Source organism: Pseudoalteromonas sp. SCQQ13 (genome assembly GCF_015864415.1).
In the GTDB taxonomy this organism is placed as follows: domain Bacteria; phylum Pseudomonadota; class Gammaproteobacteria; order Enterobacterales; family Alteromonadaceae; genus Pseudoalteromonas; species Pseudoalteromonas nigrifaciens.
Genome location: NZ_JADYXG010000001.1, coordinates 1 through 18,203, shown reverse-complemented (window position 1 = coordinate 18,203; position 18,203 = coordinate 1). Strand labels below are relative to the sequence as shown.

Annotated in this window: 19 protein-coding genes; 13 read left to right on the top strand and 6 right to left on the bottom strand. The window is 39.4% G+C overall.

The annotated features are described in order from the left end of the window. Window positions 1-79: 79 nt before the first annotated feature. Window positions 80-529 (bottom strand): GyrI-like domain-containing protein, encoded by a 450-nt coding sequence (locus tag I6F41_RS00095; RefSeq protein WP_011329668.1) that lies wholly within the window; start codon window positions 527-529, stop codon window positions 80-82. A gap of 138 nt (window positions 530-667) precedes the next feature. Continuing rightward, window positions 668-1,537: a LysR family transcriptional regulator gene (locus I6F41_RS00090; protein WP_086996247.1), complete on the bottom strand. Its 870-nt coding sequence runs from the start codon at window positions 1,535-1,537 to the stop codon at window positions 668-670. Window positions 1,538-1,641: 104 nt separating this feature from the next. Between I6F41_RS00090 and I6F41_RS00085 the strand changes: the two genes are divergently transcribed. The 6 genes from I6F41_RS00085 to I6F41_RS00060 all read left to right on the top strand — a co-directional run bounded on the left by I6F41_RS00085 (window position 1,642) and on the right by I6F41_RS00060 (window position 6,811). Further along, entirely contained in the window at window positions 1,642-2,142 is a 501-nt protein-coding gene (locus tag I6F41_RS00085; protein ID WP_011329672.1) for a lactoylglutathione lyase family protein, read from the top strand. Between the two features lie 307 nt (window positions 2,143-2,449). Further along, window positions 2,450-3,070 carry a fused MFS/spermidine synthase gene (locus tag I6F41_RS00080; RefSeq protein ID WP_089369011.1) on the top strand — a complete coding sequence of 207 codons (621 nt, stop codon included), beginning with the start codon at window positions 2,450-2,452 and terminating at the stop codon, window positions 3,068-3,070. A gap of 13 nt (window positions 3,071-3,083) precedes the next feature. Then, window positions 3,084-3,971 (top strand): spermidine synthase, encoded by an 888-nt coding sequence (locus I6F41_RS00075; protein WP_041454960.1) that lies wholly within the window; start codon window positions 3,084-3,086, stop codon window positions 3,969-3,971. Window positions 3,972-4,202: 231 nt separating this feature from the next. Beyond that, on the top strand, window positions 4,203-4,694 hold the full coding sequence (locus I6F41_RS00070; protein ID WP_089369012.1) for a MarR family transcriptional regulator: 492 nt from the start codon (window positions 4,203-4,205) through the stop codon (window positions 4,692-4,694). Then, window positions 4,684-5,751 carry an HlyD family secretion protein gene (locus I6F41_RS00065; RefSeq protein ID WP_179807978.1) on the top strand — a complete coding sequence of 356 codons (1,068 nt, stop codon included), beginning with the start codon at window positions 4,684-4,686 and terminating at the stop codon, window positions 5,749-5,751. Before I6F41_RS00070 ends, I6F41_RS00065 begins: the two co-directional genes overlap by 11 nt. A 10-nt stretch (window positions 5,752-5,761) precedes the next feature. Further along, window positions 5,762-6,811: a DUF2955 domain-containing protein gene (locus tag I6F41_RS00060; RefSeq protein ID WP_182684563.1), complete on the top strand. Its 1,050-nt coding sequence runs from the start codon at window positions 5,762-5,764 to the stop codon at window positions 6,809-6,811. Between the two features lie 225 nt (window positions 6,812-7,036). On the opposite strand, the gene arfB is transcribed toward I6F41_RS00060, so the two are convergent. Then, window positions 7,037-7,450 carry an alternative ribosome rescue aminoacyl-tRNA hydrolase ArfB gene (gene arfB / locus I6F41_RS00055; RefSeq protein WP_011329681.1) on the bottom strand — a complete coding sequence of 138 codons (414 nt, stop codon included), beginning with the start codon at window positions 7,448-7,450 and terminating at the stop codon, window positions 7,037-7,039. A gap of 180 nt (window positions 7,451-7,630) precedes the next feature. Between arfB and I6F41_RS00050 the strand changes: the two genes are divergently transcribed. Continuing rightward, window positions 7,631-11,686, top strand: a complete 4,056-nt coding sequence (locus I6F41_RS00050; protein ID WP_197107428.1) for a DEAD/DEAH box helicase — start codon at window positions 7,631-7,633, stop codon at window positions 11,684-11,686. 280 nt (window positions 11,687-11,966) lie between these two features. Here I6F41_RS00050 and I6F41_RS00045 read toward each other — a convergent pair whose 3' ends face one another. Continuing rightward, complete coding sequence (locus tag I6F41_RS00045) at window positions 11,967-12,539, bottom strand: uracil-DNA glycosylase family protein (RefSeq protein ID WP_231613326.1); 573 nt, start codon at window positions 12,537-12,539, stop codon at window positions 11,967-11,969. A gap of 156 nt (window positions 12,540-12,695) precedes the next feature. Further along, complete coding sequence (locus I6F41_RS00040) at window positions 12,696-13,052, bottom strand: VOC family protein (protein ID WP_197107623.1); 357 nt, start codon at window positions 13,050-13,052, stop codon at window positions 12,696-12,698. A gap of 204 nt (window positions 13,053-13,256) precedes the next feature. On the opposite strand from I6F41_RS00040, the gene I6F41_RS00035 reads away from it, so the two are divergent. From I6F41_RS00035 to I6F41_RS00025, 3 genes are read left to right on the top strand one after another with little or no spacing between them, the layout of a single operon-like run. Next, entirely contained in the window at window positions 13,257-13,610 is a 354-nt protein-coding gene (locus I6F41_RS00035; RefSeq protein ID WP_011329685.1) for a hypothetical protein, read from the top strand. Continuing rightward, window positions 13,607-15,208 carry a PepSY-associated TM helix domain-containing protein gene (locus I6F41_RS00030; RefSeq protein WP_182684561.1) on the top strand — a complete coding sequence of 534 codons (1,602 nt, stop codon included), beginning with the start codon at window positions 13,607-13,609 and terminating at the stop codon, window positions 15,206-15,208. The genes I6F41_RS00035 and I6F41_RS00030 overlap by 4 nt, the downstream gene beginning before the upstream one ends. Then, on the top strand, window positions 15,205-15,540 hold the full coding sequence (locus I6F41_RS00025) for a DUF3325 domain-containing protein (protein WP_086997225.1): 336 nt from the start codon (window positions 15,205-15,207) through the stop codon (window positions 15,538-15,540). The genes I6F41_RS00030 and I6F41_RS00025 overlap by 4 nt, the downstream gene beginning before the upstream one ends. Before the next feature lie 164 nt (window positions 15,541-15,704). Here the strand turns inward: I6F41_RS00025 and I6F41_RS00020 are convergent, their stop codons facing one another. Then, window positions 15,705-16,229, bottom strand: a complete 525-nt coding sequence (locus tag I6F41_RS00020) for a lipocalin family protein (RefSeq protein WP_182684560.1) — start codon at window positions 16,227-16,229, stop codon at window positions 15,705-15,707. A 119-nt stretch (window positions 16,230-16,348) separates the two neighbouring features. Here I6F41_RS00020 and I6F41_RS00015 point away from each other — a divergent pair, with 119 nt between their 5' ends. From I6F41_RS00015 to I6F41_RS00005, 3 genes are read left to right on the top strand one after another with little or no spacing between them, the layout of a single operon-like run. Then, window positions 16,349-16,804, top strand: a complete 456-nt coding sequence (locus I6F41_RS00015; protein WP_011329688.1) for a YaiI/YqxD family protein — start codon at window positions 16,349-16,351, stop codon at window positions 16,802-16,804. A 1-nt stretch (window position 16,805) separates the two neighbouring features. After that, window positions 16,806-17,369, top strand: coding sequence for a DUF6942 family protein (locus I6F41_RS00010; protein ID WP_011329689.1), 564 nt, complete (start codon window positions 16,806-16,808; stop codon window positions 17,367-17,369). A 39-nt stretch (window positions 17,370-17,408) separates the two neighbouring features. Then, window positions 17,409-17,801 (top strand): ACT domain-containing protein, encoded by a 393-nt coding sequence (locus I6F41_RS00005; protein WP_179807972.1) that lies wholly within the window; start codon window positions 17,409-17,411, stop codon window positions 17,799-17,801. Window positions 17,802-18,203: the final 402 nt, after the last annotated feature.

Here is an 18,203-nt window from a genome sequence, read left to right as displayed (position 1 = left end):
CTAGTCGCTAAAATTAATATTTACGCGCATAAAAAAACGCTAGCAAGTTAAGCTAGCGTTTTTAATTATGCCTAAAGCTTTATTCTTTAACTGCTATGGCTATTTCTACTTCATCAGCACTTTTGTAATATTCGTAGTCGCTGCTGTAGGTACGAGTAAAACGACAGTCGTCTGAGCTAAAGTATTGCCAAATTTCGCCCCACAGGTCGATTACCGCATCGGGCATTTCACCTGTCCCGTTAAATACTAAATAACTCCCTGCCTCGGTAGTTACTTTTACTGACTTTTGATCTCCAATCGATAAGTCGTCGCAACAGGCTATTACATCAAATTCACCGGTTACATCGCTTTCATAGTTAGTGTAAACACCATACGTTTTTGTATTTTTTGTTAGCTGTTGTCCATGCTTTTCACCAAATTTTTGCCAAAGCTCCGTTATTTTTGCAGTGCCAGAGTTCATTTCATCGGCGTTACACGTTCTTACCTTTAAACCAGTTAAAGTTATACTTGGGAGTTGCTTTACTTGCATTATGACCTTCCTTACTTCAATCACTTAGCTTTAACGTAACTATAACGTAACAGAAAAACCATTATGGACTGTAACTATTTATAAGTCCTTTAAATTATTTAATTTGAACTCTGGTTAAGGGATTTATTATTACAGCAATTATAAACTCTCTTTTATTGTGTAAATTACTGTATGCATACGTTTTGCTAATGGCCTGTTGCGATGGTGGCACACGTAAATATTTTCACTTATAGGGTTTGCCAAATAATGAGTTTGTATAAGTTTAGGCTTATTAAACGCACTTATTGCATGCGCAGGTAACACAGTAAAGCCCAGGCCTAAGCTTACCGGCTCCAGTATTAAACTAATTTGATTAGAAAAACCGGTGTGTTTTATTTGCTCTAAATGTTCAAACTGCGGGTAGTTTTCGCTCAACAAAAGTTGCGCATGGTGTTTAGCGTCGGGGTGAGCAATAAAGCCAAGTTCACATAAAGCTTGCCATGTTGGGGTTTTAATATGTGCAGGGGTAACTAATAGTAACGGCTCTGTACCTATTTTATGGCTGGTTACTTCGCTAAGTGTGGGTGCTTGGGTTAAAAAACCAATGTCGGCATTATGGTTAGCTACAGCCTGCTCAACACTTATATTTGGCGCAAAGCGGTAGTCAATATTCAGCCCTTGGTGCTTTGTTTGCAAAGCTAATAACTGGCTATAAAACTGCAATCCACAACTACCAGGCGACTGTATTTTTACTTTACCGCTGTAAGGCGAGTCGTCTTTTAATTGCTGCTCTAAAAACTGCCACTCTTTAAGTAATAAACTGCCTTGTTGATATAGATTTTGCCCATGCACAGTAAGCGAAAACTGTTTGCCGTGTCTTTCTAGCAAAGCACAGTTAACGTGCTGCTCTAATTTTTTAATGTGTTGGCTTACACCCGACTGGGTCATGTGGAGGCGATCGGCTGTTTGCGTAAAGTGGTTTACCTCAACCAAAGTACAAAACGTATTTAACCATATGGGATTTATCATTACAAAATGTACTCAAAATGATGATTAATGATTATTTTACTTAATTTAACTGGCTTCGTAAACTAAACGCATTAACCAGTAACAAGATAAGCAGGAACATTATTATGAGTCATACCTATCCACGTAGTTTTTCGCATATTGGTATTTCGGTACCAAACGTTGAAAAAGCAGTAGAGTTTTATACCCAAGTTATGGGTTGGTACACTATTATGGAGCCAACCGAAATACTCGAAGACAAAAGCCCAATAGGCGAAATGTGTACTGAAGTGTTTGGTGAAAAATGGGAAAAATTTAAAATAGCGCACTTATCTACAGGCGATCGTATTGGTGTAGAAATTTTTGAATTTAAAAACCAAGAAAACCCAAAAGATAACTTTGAATATTGGAAAACCGGTATTTTTCATTTTTGTGTGCAAGACCCAGATGTTGAAGGCCTAGCAGAGCGTATTGTAGCCGCCGGTGGTAAAAAACGTATGGCCGAGCCACGTTATTACTACCCAGGCGAAAAACCATACCGCATGATCTACATGGAAGACCCGTTTGGTAATATCCTAGAAATATACAGCCACAGCTACGAACTTATTTATAGCGCCGGTGCATACTAAGTTAGTGTGTAGCTAGTATTTAAATATATAGAGGCTGCAGTAAGCTACTGCAGCTTTTTTATTGCCTAAAATTAAGTAGACACCCACACTTATTATCCGAATTTAGGGTATTTGAACAAAGCCATTCTTAGTTGAATAGTCACTGGTTTTTAAGATGGGTGTCTACTTAATTGGGTTTTAGTTGGTTGCCTTAGCTGCTTCATTTGGGGCAGTACTGTAAACGCCCTTTACAGTATAAAAATAAAGCATAGCCAGTTATTGAGCATCACGTTAATATGGACAAAAATAACACGATAAGAATTATAAAATGTTAAACAAAACCAATGCACTTATTTACTTTTTGGCCTTTAGTAGTGGCTTTAGTATTATGGGAATTGAGCTATTAGGTGGGCGTATTTTAGCGCCGTTTTTTGGTAGTAGCGTACATATTTGGGGCAGTATAATTACGGTATTTATGCTGAGCCTATCGTTTGGTTATTTACTTGGCGGTAAATTGTCAATTAAGCGCCCTAGCCTAGCCAAGTACGGGAGTATTTTTTTACTGGCAAGCATTATGGTGTTGCCCATTGCGTTATTTGCTAACCCGATAATGGAATTTATTTTTACTCACATTGAAGACAGCCGCTATGGCTCGTTACTCGCCTCTACGGCATTATTTTTTGTTCCTACTATTATATTAGGCATGATCTCCCCTTACTCGGTTCGGCTTTTAGTTACCGACAGCGAACACAGCGGCCAAGTTGCTGGCGGGTTATATTTTGTAAGTACCTTGGGCAGCGCACTAGGCACTATTATTACCTCATTTTATATGGTGCTCGCGTTTGACGTAAACGCCATAATAATTGGTTTTGCCTTAACTTTAGCGGTATTAGGCTTACTAGCCATACTGGTAAATAAACTATTTTTAGCGGAGCGTCGTTATGCATAAAAGCAATTTTTACATGGTTTTATATGTGCTGATGTTATTAAGCTTGTTGTTTTCACACTTAAGTGTGGCTAAAACAATACATAGCGAGCGCTCGCTTTATCGTAATATATTAGTGGAAGAAACCGGTAATTTACGCTGTTTAAAGTTTGATGAAAAATCTAGCCAAAGTAGTCAAAGTTGCATGTATATTAACGAGCCAAAAAAGTTAGTTTTTAATTACACTAAATTGGTGTTTTCAAGCTTGTTGCTAATAGAAGATCCTAAAAAAGTACTTATTATTGGTTTAGGCGGTGGCACTTTGTCTAACACCATTTCAGAGCTTTACCCTAAGGCAATAATCGAAAATATTGAAATAGATCCTGCGGTAATTAAAGTGGCCCGCGATTACTTTAATTTTAAAGAAAGTACTAAGGTAACGGCAAAAGTACAAGACGGTCGTATTTTTATAAAACGTGCGGCGCTTAAAAAACAGCAGTTTGATTGGATAATTTTAGATGCATTTAATGGCGACTACATTCCCGAGCATTTACTAACTAAAGAGTTTTTTGAAGAGTTAAAAAGTGTGCTTGCGAGTGACGGCGTTATTGCGGCAAATACGTTTTCATCGAGCAAACTGTACGAGCACGAGTCGGCCACTTATAACGCTGTTTTTGGCGACTTTATTAACGTTAGCCGAAAAAACCACAGTAATCGTATTATTTTAGCCGGCAATAAAAGTACCCTTACCCAAGCGCATATTAATAAACGCGTAAGTGAGTTAACCCCTCTGCTATTGCCTTACGGTGTAAATATTAAAGCTATTAGCCAAATGCTGCACTTTACAAAAAATAATCACGATTGGCCTGAAAATACAAAAGTCCTTACCGATCAATACTCCCCCGCTAACCTACTCAACTTTTAGCCTAGGGCGTGTTTGGTATTTATGTGTGGTTACCGCCTTTTTATGGGAGTAACCACACTACACAGGCTCTGCCTTACCTAAAACCAAATATAACGCTGCAAATTAAATCTTAAAAGATCAACAACCCCTAGTGTTTTAGCGGCTAAACCTTTACTAAACCCTAGCTAAATATTTACTTAGCATGCTAACTAATGGTAAAGTGCTTAGCATGCTAAGTAGTTAGAGGTTGAAATGTCTAAACCGGTTCCTTTTCATGAAACACTCGATTTAACCTTGTGTGGCAGTATGGGTCGAGTGCATAGATTATGCCGAGAAGTTGTTACAGTTGCCGTTGAGCCGCTAGGCTTAACTCAATCGCGTTGGATTGCTTTGGTGCATATAAATATGCTGAAAGAGGGAGTTACTCAACAAGCGTTGGCGCATAGTTTAGGCATAGAAATGCCGTCGCTTACGCGTACCCTTAAGCAACTCGAAGAGCTTTTTCTTATTACCCGTCAAGTTGATAAGCACGATAAGCGCAGTAAAAAAATTTATTTTACAGAGCAAGGCCGCAATATATTAAAGGCGGTAGAGGCACAGATCACTGATATTAAAAATCAGCTTTATAATGGACTAAACGATGAGCAGTTAGATGTAATGGCTCATGGTTTAATTAAAATGGAAGACAACGCAAAAAATTATATTAAATATCACAGTTCTAATAAGGTTAACAATGACACCTGATCAAAAATTTGCGCGCTATGTGAGGCTTTCACTCGTTGGATTCATTTTAGTGTTTTTATACTATGTTATAGCCGATATTTGGCTGCCAGTAACGCCACAAGCGCGTGTTTACCACCCAGTAGTACAAATCTCACCGCAAATAAGTGGCCGTGTTACTAAGGTGTTAGTTAGCAATAACCAACCGGTAAAGGCTGGTGATATATTGTTTGAGATAGATCAAAGTACTTACTTACTGGCTGTTGAACAAGCTAAACTAACCCTCGATGATGCCAAATTACAAAATAAACGCCTTGATACTAATGTTAAAGCGCTTGAGGCACAAATTAGTGCAGCTAAAGCAAAACAACATGAGCAAAGCTTATTAAAAAGTAGAGGCGAAAAGCTCTATAAGCAAAACTCTATATCGGAACAAGAGCTGGAGAGTATTCGGGCTAACTTTGCTGCAAGTAAATCAAACGTAGCGGCTTTTGAAGCGCAATTAGCCGAAGCTGTTTTAGCGCGTGGCACATCAGGGGAGGATAACTTAGCGCTGCGCCATGGAGCGAATCAGTTAGCGCAAGCTGAGCTTAACTTATCGTACACACAAGTACGTGCTTTAAGCGATGGTGTGGTTGCCAACTTGCAATTACTTGACGGTGCTTATGCTCTTAGTGGCCAACCTTTGTTAGCTATTGTGGCTAAAAAGGCTGATTTAGTAGCCGACTTTCGTGAAAAATCACTGCTTAATATGCACCCAGGTAGTTTAGCAAAAGTGGTTTTTGATAGCCGCCCCGGTGAAGTATACGACGCAAAAATTAGTACCTTTGAAGCGGGTGTAAGCGATGGCCAATTAAGTGCCAATGGCTTGCTAAGCACTACCGAAACCAGTAACCGTTGGGTACGCGACGCACAGCGCCAACGTATTCATTTGCAGTTATTAAAAAACGATCAAGCGCTAATTGCTAATATGCCTAGTGGCGCGCGTGCTACGGTGCAACTACTTCCTGAGTCAAAATTTGGACAATGGTTAGGCGCATCACAAATACGTTTTATTAGCTGGTTACATTACATTTATTAGTGGAGGCAAAATGAGTCAAAAAATTAGCCAGTCTCCACAACTTGACTCTAACGGCCTACGCCAAGCGCTGCGTATTGCCGGCGGGTGCACGTTAGGGTTTGCTATTAGTAAATTAATGAACTGGCCAAATGGGATTTTTTTTACTGTTTACCCCATGCTGCTATTAGGTTTAGTGCCAACGTTAAATAAATCTGTGGTTAGGCAGTTTTTTGCCAGTGCCGCATTTAGCGCGCTTGTTGTGCTTATATTGCAGGGGTTATTTTCGCACTTGCCGGTACTTATGGTACTGATTGTATTTGCCTGCTTTTGTATTTTATTTTACCAAATGAGTAGCGGAAGTGGCTTTTTGTTTGGTGCCTTAGGTGCGGTTAGTTTATCGATTCAATTACACTTTGCCAGCTATGTAACTGGTAGTAGCAGTATTTATCCGCTTATTTTAAGTAACGGTATAGCCATTATTTTAACTGTAGTAATTGCAGCATTAATGCATGGTTTATTTCCCGATGTTACTGCGCGCCCTGGGCGTGCAGTGCCAACAAAAGATAAAGCAAGTATTCGTCACGAAGTGCTGTTGTGCTCGAGCGTGGCTACGTTATCGTTTATTGTTTTTCAGGCACTGGATTTACAAGACTCTATTTCGGCGCAGGCGGCATCTATTTTAATTTTATTTTCGTTATGCTGGAAAGCCGCAGGCATAGCCAGTTGGCAGCGTATAATTGGCACGCTTATAGGCTGTAATGCCGCACTTTTGTCGCAGCTATTTTTATACACCCATACCGACTTTTTACTGTTTCCTGTTATTGTGTTGTGGATTTTATCGTTTATATTTAGTCGTTTTCATATTTTAGGTGGGGGGCCGCCGGGCATTGGTTTTGGTGTTTTAACCACGTTTGGTATTTTATTTGGGCAGTCGTTAGCCCCGGGGCAAGACTTGATTTACAGTGCGCTGTATAGGTTTAGCTCTGTGACAGTGGCTGTTGTTATTAGCTTAAGTGCGGTATATGCGATGCATAGATTATTAAATAAATTTAATACTACACGCCATCATACCTACGATTAGCGTTAACATCGATGCTGATTTTGGGTTACAAGCGCTGAGCTTGCAGCCCACTTCCCTTTCTTCTTTAAAGCGCAGCGCCTCATCCCTTTTTTGTGAATAATTTACTTAATGGGCTATTACACAAAAAACAGACGCATATAAAATAGATATCAGAAAAAGAAGAAGTCTTATATCAAGAAAATATTCGGGCTTCGCCCGCGCGTCAGCAAGCTTAACGCCTTACTTTTAAAGCTTAATATTGCCGCGTAACGCTTTGGTTTGGCCGTGTTTGGTTTTTTTATCCATGCGTTTACGCTGCGAATTACGGCTCGGTTTAGTGGCTCTGCGGGCTTTATTTACTTTAGTTGCGCTAATAATTAGATCTTTTAAGCGTTTAAATGCATCTTCGCGATTAAGCTCTTGTGTGCGGTGGCTTTGCGCTTTTATTATTAATACGCCGTCTTTGGTTATGCGGCTGTCGTTTAGTGCAAGTAAACGTTCTTTATAAAAGTCGGGTAATTTAGAGCGGTTAATATCAAAACGAAGATGGATAGCGCTGGCTACTTTATTAACGTTTTGTCCACCGGCACCTTGCGAGCGAACTGCGGTTAATTCGACTTCCCATTCATCAATGGTCACGGTATTTGAAATAGTTAACATTAGACTCAGCTAGTTTTTATAAAAATCTAGTATACCATTTGTAATTAACTATACCCAAATCAAGGTAAGCAGCTATTAATTGGCGTAAATTTAACCCTTAACGGTTAAGCAGCCCTTTAGGTTGTAACCTAAAGGCGCGGGAGTATATACTCAGTTATCTTGTGTTTATTATAGTGTTTTATGTCTTTATCTACTTTTGCCCCAGTAACCACGATTGATGATCAAAAAAAGCTTTGTGTTTTATTAAGTTTACTTTTAAGTTCTTCATCTTACAGCTACCAAAATTCGCCTCAGCTATTTTCTAAACTGCTATTTAATCATTTTATAAGCGGGTATTCGTTTTCACTCGCCGAAGTAAAAAAAATTACCCGCGAGTTAGAAGAACAATCACTGGTTTGGGAGCAACCGTTTAGGCAAAATCATAAACTTTCTATTGATGCCATCGTATATGCAATTGTAAGTTTGTTAGAGTACTGCCCTGGCTTAATTAAAAACTTTTTAACGCAAATAACCACCATATACCGCTTTAACGACAGTGCTTTAATGTTTATGTTTGAACTATTTAATAGCATTGAAAAAAGTGAAGGTTCACCGTTAGCGTCATCTGCAGAGCCTGAAATTGATCATCACTTTATTAATTTACTAGCACAATCAAAATACAGTAAGCAGCTTTGGTTAGCTTTACCCGCGCAGTGGCAACAAATATGTTTAGAGCATTTTATTCGCGGTGAGTTTTTTAATCTAACAGCTGAGCATTCATGGCCATCAATAGTAAAAAGTACTGCAACTGCTATTGAGCCAAGTAAGCGAATTTATTTAAACGAAAGCTTAGCTACGCTGCTGCAACAACCTGACTATAATGAACTACTCATTGATAAGTCGCACAGTAACTTAGCAATATTTAGTCAGGCTAATAGCCTTGCCATTGACGGCACTCATTTAGAATTAGCGCTGCAACAATTTAAAACGGGGTTAACGCTTTATCGTAAAACCTTTGTTAAGGGTAGCTATCCGTGTGAAATAAGCGGTTTACTGTATATGGTGTGTTTATATGCCAGTGGTACAGAAGCTGATTTAAAACAGCTAAAAACACATAAAAATTGGTATAACAAACAACTCGGCGAGCTCAGTAGTACAACGCAAGCCATTGAATTTTTGTTACTAGCACCCGAACAAGTAATAAGTTTTGAGCAGCGCTTACTACACGATACGATTGCAAACCTACAGGCAAACCCAAACGCACTAGCGCCTCTTTTTTGCCTATTACTGGCGTTAATAAAGCACGGTAGCGAAGAGCAAATTAATACCCTTAGAGACAACAGTAAACTGCTGAGCCAATTAATTCATTCAAGCCAACAGCATCAGCACTGGCTAGGTGAGCAATGCACGCATTTAGCAAATTGGCTAACGCACGATACGCCATTGCCAGATACCGGTTTATTACAGCATTTTAAACGCGTGCCACAATGGCAGCGTTGGTTAAATGAAATAAGCAAAATAGACACTCCAGCGCAAAATGAGCGCCTAGTTTGGCAACTCGACCTTACCCATTTAGACCTGCCACTTATTCAAGCTAAAGTGCAAAAACACAACAGCAAAGGCGAATGGACTAAAGGCCGTAAAGTAAATATTTATGATCTTGACGATGATCAATACCGACATTTACTTAGCCCAGCCGATCATAATTTAGTGCAAGTAATTAGTAATCATGCGGGCTTTGGTTACAGTGAAGTACAAGCAACCAGCGCAGTGTTGCAAGCGCTAATTAACTTCAAAGGGCTTGAGGACATTAAAGGTAACTTAGTTACGCTTAACAAAGGTGAGTTTATAATTGAAATTGGGCAAAATATTAACGACTGTTACCAATTAATTATACAGCCTAAAATTACCGACATAGACGGCGACTTTTTACTTACCCATAGCCACGCTAATAGTTACCAAGTATTTGTAGTAGACGACAAACAACACAAACTAAATAGCCTGCTTGCTCAGCAACCTAATAACTTAACAGAAGAAAAACTGCCACAACTTAATGCGGCATTAGAGGCCTTGTCGGAGGATCATTATATTAGCAGTAGCCGCAGCGAGTTTTCTGCGGTTAATAACGTGCGCCAAGGGCTTGTTGATTTAGCCGCAGTAATTAAGTTAACCCCAATGGGTATAGACGTTAACTTTTATACTATGCCATTTGGTGTTGACGGCCCATGGGTTGAGCCCGCAATAGGCGCAATAACCTTAGCCTATAGCGATAACGAGCAAGCCGATAACAGCGTTGTAAAACGTGATTTAAAAGCAGAGAAACGCGCTTTAAAAAACCTACTTAGTAATTTAGCTGGCGTATTTGCCGATCAAGAGCATCCGCAGTATAACAGCGCGCATCAGCAGTTTTATTTACCAGAAGATATTAGCCAAGCCATAATACAATTAGAGGCCGCGCAAAAAGACAACGCACTAGTATTAAGTTGGGATGAAAACGCCCAAGGTATGAAGGTTGCCAATAGTAAGCACCTTTCTCTTAATTTAAATGATGATAACGATTGGCTCAGTGTTAGTGGTAAATTATCGCTCCCCGATGGTCAAATTATTGCTTTGCAAACACTCCTTAAAGCCCCGCGTCGTGGCAGTATTATAGAGTTTGACGAAAATAACTCGTTATTATTAGATCAGCGCCTAACTAACTTATTAAATCGCTTAGAGGGCATGCAAAGTAAAACTAAAAACGCCTTCGACGATCAACTTCGTATTGCTAATGCGCGCGCTCTTCCTTTGTATCACAGTGCTGCAGAACTGAGTGATGTTAGCTTTGGTGCAAACTGGCAACAGCGCTTAGCTAAATTTGAGCGCCCAAGTGAACCTGTATTGCCCGCGCATTTAGTTAATATATTACGCGACTACCAAGTGGTTGGCGTAAAATGGTTAATGCAACTGGCTAACTGGGGGTTAAATGCCTGTTTAGCCGATGATATGGGCTTAGGTAAAACGCTACAAACACTCAATGTATTACAAATGCGCGGTGCTTTAGGTGCCAGCTTAGTTATAGCGCCAAAATCGGTATGTCATAACTGGCAGGTAGAGGCCGCGCGATTTACCCCTACTCTTAATATTAAAACTATTGATAATGCAGCCGCAACTGATGAGGTGCTAGCCGGTGCTACCGCTAATGACCTAGTAATTGTTAGTTATGGCTTGTTACCTTTAATAGGGGATCAATTAGCTGCGTACGAATTTGCCAATATTGTACTAGACGAAGCACAAGCCATTAAAAATCCATTAAGCCTTCGCGCTAAAGCTGCTTTTGCACTTAATGGCCAGTTTAAAGTTGCGCTTTCGGGCACACCTATCGAAAATCATTTAGGTGAACTGTGGAGCCTATTTAACTTTTTAATGCCGGGTTTTTTACATTCATTAGCTGAGTTTAAAAAGCGCTTTGGTAATGCCGATAAAAACCAGCAGCAGGCTGATACGCTAAAAACATTAATTGCGCCGTTTATTTTACGCCGTAATAAAAAAACGGTACTGACCGAGTTACCCGATAAAACCGAAATAAACCTTACTTTTGCGCTCAGCGATAAAGAGCAAGCCCTTTACGAAGCCACTCGCTTAAACGCGCTTGAGCAAGCCAGCCAAGAAGACAGCCAATACATTACTATATTGGCGTCATTAACTAAATTGCGCCGCGCGTGTATTGCTCCGCAGTTATTAATTGAAAACAGTAAGTTACCTTCAAGCAAACTCGACACCGCCGAAGCAATAATTGAAGAATTACTTGAAAATGATCACCAAGCACTTATTTTTAGCCAGTTTGTTGATGTACTTAAATTAGTTGAACAGCGACTAAAAAAACGCGGTATAGCATATTGTTACCTTGATGGCAGCATGAGCAGCAATAAACGCAAGCAACAGGTTGATAAATTTCAGGCAGGTGAGGCGCCTTTATTTTTAATTAGTTTAAAAGCTGGCGGCACCGGGCTTAATTTAACGGCTGCCGACTATGTGCTGCACTTAGATCCTTGGTGGAACCCCGCGGTTGAGCAGCAAGCCTCCGACAGAGCGCACCGCTTAGGGCAAACACGCCCTGTAACCGTGTATCGTTTAATTGCGCAAAACACCATAGAAGAAAAAATACTGCAACTGCATGAGCACAAACAAGCCCTTGCCGACAAAGTACTCAGCGGCAGCAGCAACACCGGGCAATTATCAAAAGATCAGTTATTGTCTTTGTTGCAAAATCAGTAAAAATAAAGCGTTTAGTACTAAGTGCGATTTAAAGTCGCACTTACAATAAACTTTAAACACAGCCATAGGTTTACTCGAAGTTGCTAAGCTTGCAGGCGCGATATTTTCAACGAAAATATAATTATTAAAATGTTTGCATTAGATACGCGTAATATGAGTAGACAAAAGCAAACGTACTTGGTTTTACTCGTAGGCGCTAAGCTTGCTGGCGCAATATTTTCAACGAAAATATAATTATTTAAATGTTTGCATTAGGTGTGCGCGGCAACAAGCTACTTGCCTACAATAATACCTCTGCTACGCGTTTTTTTAACTCTGGCAGTACCTCCTGTTCAAACCAAGGATTCTTTTTAAGCCAAATATTATTACGCGGGCTGGGGTGTGGTAGTACTAAATGGCTTGGCCAATAGTCACGCCACGATTTTACTAACTCAGTAAGCGGTAGCTTTTTAGTGTCGGGTAAATGATAAGCCTGAGCATACTTACCTAGCACAATAGTGAGCTGTAAATTAGGCAAGGCGGCTAAAAGCTGCGCGCGCCAAGCTGGGGCACATTCTTTACGTGGTGGTAAATCGCCCGACTTGCCTTTACCCGGATAGCAAAACCCCATAGGTAAAATAGCAATGTTATTGGCATCATAAAACTGATCGTTAGTAAGCCCTAACCACTGCCTTAGGCGTTCACCGCTTTGATCGTTAAACGGTATACCGCTTTGGTGTACTTTTATACCGGGCGCTTGGCCTGCAATTAATATTCGGGCGTTAGGGTTAAATTGTATAATGGGGCGTGCTCCTAACGGTAATTGCGGCTCGCAGATCACGCATTTACTAACTTGAGCTACTAATTCATTCAATTCTATCTTTTTTGACTGTTTTTCACTCAAATTTAGGCCTCTATTCGTTATTTGCGGTATTGAGTTGGTAAAAAATCGGTTTATTTTAGCGTGCCTAACTACTAGTTAGTATAATAGTGATCTATTACTGGTTATGCACTTAACCTGTTATATAACCTAGTTTTTTTCAGCCCATACTGCAAACTCATTACCGCTTGGCTCGGTAAAATGAAACCTACAACCGCCAGGAAATTCAAAAATAGGCTTAATTACTTTACCGCCGTATAAGGTTACTTTTCTTTGTGTTGCATGAATATCGCTGCTGTAAAAAACCAATAGCGCCCCACCCTCTTCAGTACTCGATTTTAACGGCGATTGGTAAAACCCACCATTAAGCTCTTGCCCGCTAAAAGCCGTGTAGTCTGGGCCGTAGTCGGTAAATTGCCAATTAAAAACTTGGCTAAAAAACGCTTTAGTTGCGGTTAAATTAGCGGCTGGAAACTCTACATAGTTTAGCTTTTCGTGATTATTCATCATTATTCTACTTACTATTTTTAAAGGGTAAATTAACCATAAACCTAAGTTAACTACCAAGCAAGGCGCTTAAGCGTATTTGGGATCAATATTATACTAAGTTAAAGTTAATTTACGCATGCAAATAGGAATCACTATCTTTTGCATTCATAAACTATATAATAGCACTTTTATTTTTCGCCATATTTAAGGGATTGACTCATTATGCAGGCTTCATCACTTAGTTTAGGGTCAACTAAGCTGCTTTTATTAAAGCCGCTTTTGATATTTCAGCACATAAGCCGTTTTAGTTATGCTTTTAAAGTGTGTTTACGCTTTTTTATTGCCATTGTCGGTGGCTACTTTTTTACTGCGGTGAGCTGTTCGCTACTGAGCGCTATTTTGCCACTAAATAAAGCGGATGCAGTTTTGATGAGCGTGTCGTTAAGTATTTTAATTTATACGCTGGTATTTATTTACGCTTTTTATGTTAAGTCATTAAAAACAGTATGGATCAGTATTTTACTAGCTACTGCAGCACAATTAAGTTTATTAGCACTAATAAAGGGTTGGGTATGAAGGATAGTTTTTTTCGTTCAATGACCTGGTTACATACCTGGGTTGGGTTATTAGTGTGTTGGTTACTTTATTTGATCTTTTTTTCTGGTACGTTGAGCTTTTTTAGAGACGAAATGAGTTTATGGAATCAGCCCGAAATTCATAATATTCAAGCACAAACTGATCGTATAAGTGCCCAAAAACAGCAAATAATTACAGGTTTTGATTACCTAAACGCTCAAGCAAGCAATGCTCCAAATTGGCGTATAACACTTCCTGAACAACGCGTACCTTACTTAACCTACGGCTTTGCAAAACCTAAAGAGCCGGGCCAGCGTAGAAGTAAATTTGAAGACACGCAATTAGATCCAAATACTATGCAGCCGCTTGCATCTTTTAGAGAAACCAAAGGCGGTAACTTTTTTTATCGCCTGCATTTTGATTTACATTACATAGATGTTATTACAGCGCGCTGGATTGTGTGTTTTGCAAGTTTATTTATGCTGATTGCCATTGTGTCGGGGGTGGTGATCCACAAGCGTATTTTTAAAGATATGTTTACCTTTAGGCGCAATAAAGGCAGCCGTACATGGCTCGACGCTCATAATATAAGCTCAGTATTAGCCCTGCCCTTTCATTTAATGATTACCTACACTGGGTTAATTACCTTAATCTTTATGCTGTTTCCTTACCCGGCAGAAACTAGTTACGACAAAGGTATGCGAGACTTTTTTAATGATGTTACCCCGCGTAATAATGTAACTGACAAAGCGCAGGGTGCAGCGCCTATGGTAAAAGTAAATAGCATTTTAGATCAACTTTATACTAAGTGGCCAAATGCTGATATTCGCCGTGTACAGGTAAGTAATCCTAATATGGCAGCATCAACTATCACTGTACTAGTTAGCCCACAAAAAGCATTTCGTGACCAAACGCCGCGGTTAATATTTAGTGGCGCCACAGGGGAGTTAGTAGCCCAAACAGATGAAGAACTAAGTGCAGGTAAAGCGCTTTATGAATCGTTAAACTCAATGCATACCGGGCGCTTAGCCGAACCCTTACTACGTTGGCTCTACTTTTTAGGAGGTATTGCGGGTTGTGTAATGATTGCCTCTGGCTGCATTATGTGGGCAAAACGCTTACGTGAGCGAATGAAAAAAAATGCTCACCCATCGTTTGGCTTAAAATTAGTAGAAGGATTAAACCTAGCTACTTTAATGGGGCTTCCTTTAGCTACCTGTGCGTTTTTTATTGCTAATAGAGTACTTAGCCTACAAGTTGCCGGGCGTGCTGATAAAGAAGTGTTGGCGTTCTTTTTAACCTGGCTTGTGGTGGCTATTGTAGCGCTTATAAAGCGTGATAGAGTGCAATGGCGAGTTATGGCGGCAATAAATGGTTTAGCCTGTTTAGCAGTGCCTGTAATTAATGCGCTAACAACTAACGGTAATATAGTTAGTTATTTAATAAATAAACAGTGGGCGTTATTCACCTTTGATGCGCTGTTTATACTCTCAGGCATATTGTTTTTTATACAAACCGAAAAATTACGTACTGCCAAGCCAACTACAAAAGCGATAAAAAAAAATACTAGTTCTGACTTAAAAGGACAAAAAGCATGATGGAGTTATTACAATTTAGCCTCTGTTTGCTGGCTTTTAACGCGTTTGCGTTGGCTAAATTTAATCATTTTAAAGATATTTTTAAAAAACGGCCGACTAATTTACAAAGAAAATACCTCCTAGTTACCGCTTGGATCAGTATTTTACTAAGTCTGCTCCTTTGTGTGAATGATCAAGGCGGGTATGGTGCGTTGCTTTTTTGTGGTTATATGTCGCTAAGTGCTTTAATTATAATGGTTTTTTATAATTTTATAACTCAGCTTGTTAAAGTTTTTAGTGTGTTAAATTTGGTTGTAACAGCCTTAACTACTCTACTTTTAGTATTAAACTAGGCTAAGTTAGTAAAATACTGATCTGCTAATGTAGTTTTAAATAAGTAGTAAATAACTAAAATGGTAAGCTCATTGCTTGCCATTTTAGTTATTGCGAGCATTAAGTTTAAATAGTTATTACAATTGCTCTAGCGGTAAGTATTTACTGTAAACCCCCTTTACATTTATTTTTGCTTAACCCAAATAATTTGCTCAGTTGCAAAGCCTAAGTCTTTAACTGTTTTTAAAAAGTGCTCTTTTAACTCATCGTTTACTTGTGGCGTGCGTGATAGAAACCATAAGTAATCTTTGTTATAACTCGTTATAAATGCATATTGGTAATCAGCTTGCTCAAGTTCAAAAATAACGTAAGCCCCATAAAATGGACCAAAAAACGATACTTTAAAATGTCCTATGTCAGAATCCCCAACAAATTTTGCAAGGCCTTCAGCATTCTTCCATTGTTGCTCTTTAGTAATGTAGCCCTTATTAATTACCTTTACAGTGCCATCGTCATTAATAGTATAGTTAGCAGTAACCTGCTCCATACCCTCTTCGAACGAATGATTTAGCCGTGCTATTTCGTACCATTTACCTTGATACTTTTGTAAGTCAAAGTTTTTAACCGCAGTGATCCCTTCTGGCGGACTAGTGCAGGCACTGAGTAAAAATAGTGTAATGATGAGAAAAAAATATTTTATTTTGTTCATTTAAGCTCCTTTTTGAGTGGTTATTAATATTACGTAATAGCTATAATAAAGTTTGCTAGCCGATTAAAAAAAATTGCTATAGGATCAATTAAATACTAGAACAATTTAAAGATTTAATCATGAAAATTTGGGTAGATGCAGACGCGTGTCCAGTGGTTATCAAAGAAATACTTTTTAGGGCCGCAGAGCGCACACAAACCGAAACCATATTAGTGGCTAATCATGCCATGCGTATCCCGCCATCAAAATATATTAGCCGCCTACAAGTGTCTTCGGGTTTTGATGTTGCTGATGACGAAATAGTAAAACGCATTGCCAAAGGTGACTTAGTGATCACCGGCGATATTCCACTGGCCAGTGAAGTAATAGACAACGGCGGGCAAGCACTCAACCCGCGTGGCGAGCTTTATACTACTGAGAATATTCGCTCAATACTTAATGTACGCGACTTTATGGATACCATGCGCTCGAGCGGCGTAGAAATGAGTGGCGGGCCGCCGCCGCTTAGCCAAACCGATCGCCAAAACTTTGCTAATAATCTCGATCGTATTTTAGCGCAAAATAAGGCAGGCTAATTTGAGCAAGCAGTTAATTGGTTTAGGTGACGAGCAATTTAACGTGGCGGTGTATGTAGCAAAGGCCCCGCCAATGCCCTACTTCGAAACGCTCAACAGCCTAGAGCCCGTTATTAATGAGCAAATAAATACTATAAACCAACATTGCGGTAATGGTTGGCGTAAAGTATTTAACGTATACGCTAAAGTATTGTTTGCCCTGCCTAGTGAGCATTACTCATTTGCAAAACAAGCACCTACTTGGCAGCAATATCGCGATGAATTTTTACTTCAAAAAAACAGTAAAACCGCCCTACTGTTTAGCGCGCCTAATCTTACTATTACTTCTGCAGATAAAGCTTCTAGCAATAAAAACCAACTGCACATAATTGCCGGGCGCACCCACGCTAAAAATTTACTCCAACACGGTAAATTACAAACGCAGTTTGATTGGCTCGATGACGAGTTTGCAATAGACGCTATTAATAATATTATTGTGTGCCCGTATTTCGACTACAGACAACTAAGCAATATAAAAATTGCACGATTGAGCGAGCTTGTCGCGCAACTTAAAAGTAGTTTATGAGCGCTACAAACAATTCAAAAAATAGTACAAGGAATAGTTATGGCCGGAATTTTAGCTATAAACGAATTATTAAAATCAATGCAGCCTGTGCTTAAACAAGATGAGTATATATTTTGCTGTTTAGCAGGCTCACTTGCCGATTATGTTCATTTAAACCCACTGGCCACTTACGTTGAAGAAGAAGGGCTAACCCTTATTTTGAAAGCTGAAACTGCCGATAAAGCAGGAATTACTTACGAGGGAAAATATAGTTTAATTACTCTTAACGTACATTCCAGCCTTGAGGCTGTAGGCTTAACAGCGGCAGTATCTGCCAAACTGACAGAGCATGGCATTAGCGCTAATGTGGTAGCTGCGTTTTATCACGACCATATTTTTGTACAAGCAGATAAAGCCCACGCAGCGTTAAATGCGCTGAAAGAGATTGGTTAGACTAGCTTGGCTTTAAATGTTAAATGAGAGCTATTTTAAGGTGATATACAATGATCTGAGTGATGGTGGCATTCGTTCTTCGGGTGGCGCTTCGCTTAACCGACCTGCGTTTTGTAACTTTCTTATGTTAAAGCTTTTAAAAGCGACGCTAAAAATTCTTTAAGATGACACCCATTTTAATATTTGTAATATCAGCAAATTCTTTAAGATGACACCCATCCTAATATTTGCAATATCAGCATGATTAACTAAGCTCTGGCTAGAATTCTTTAAACAGACACCCACCCTAATATTTGTAATATCAGTGTAATTAACTATGCTCTTTTTAGTGCAATAATTAAGCAAGGTGTCACATGGCTATCGCAAGAAAACGTCAGGTTAGTTTGGTCGATACAAAATACT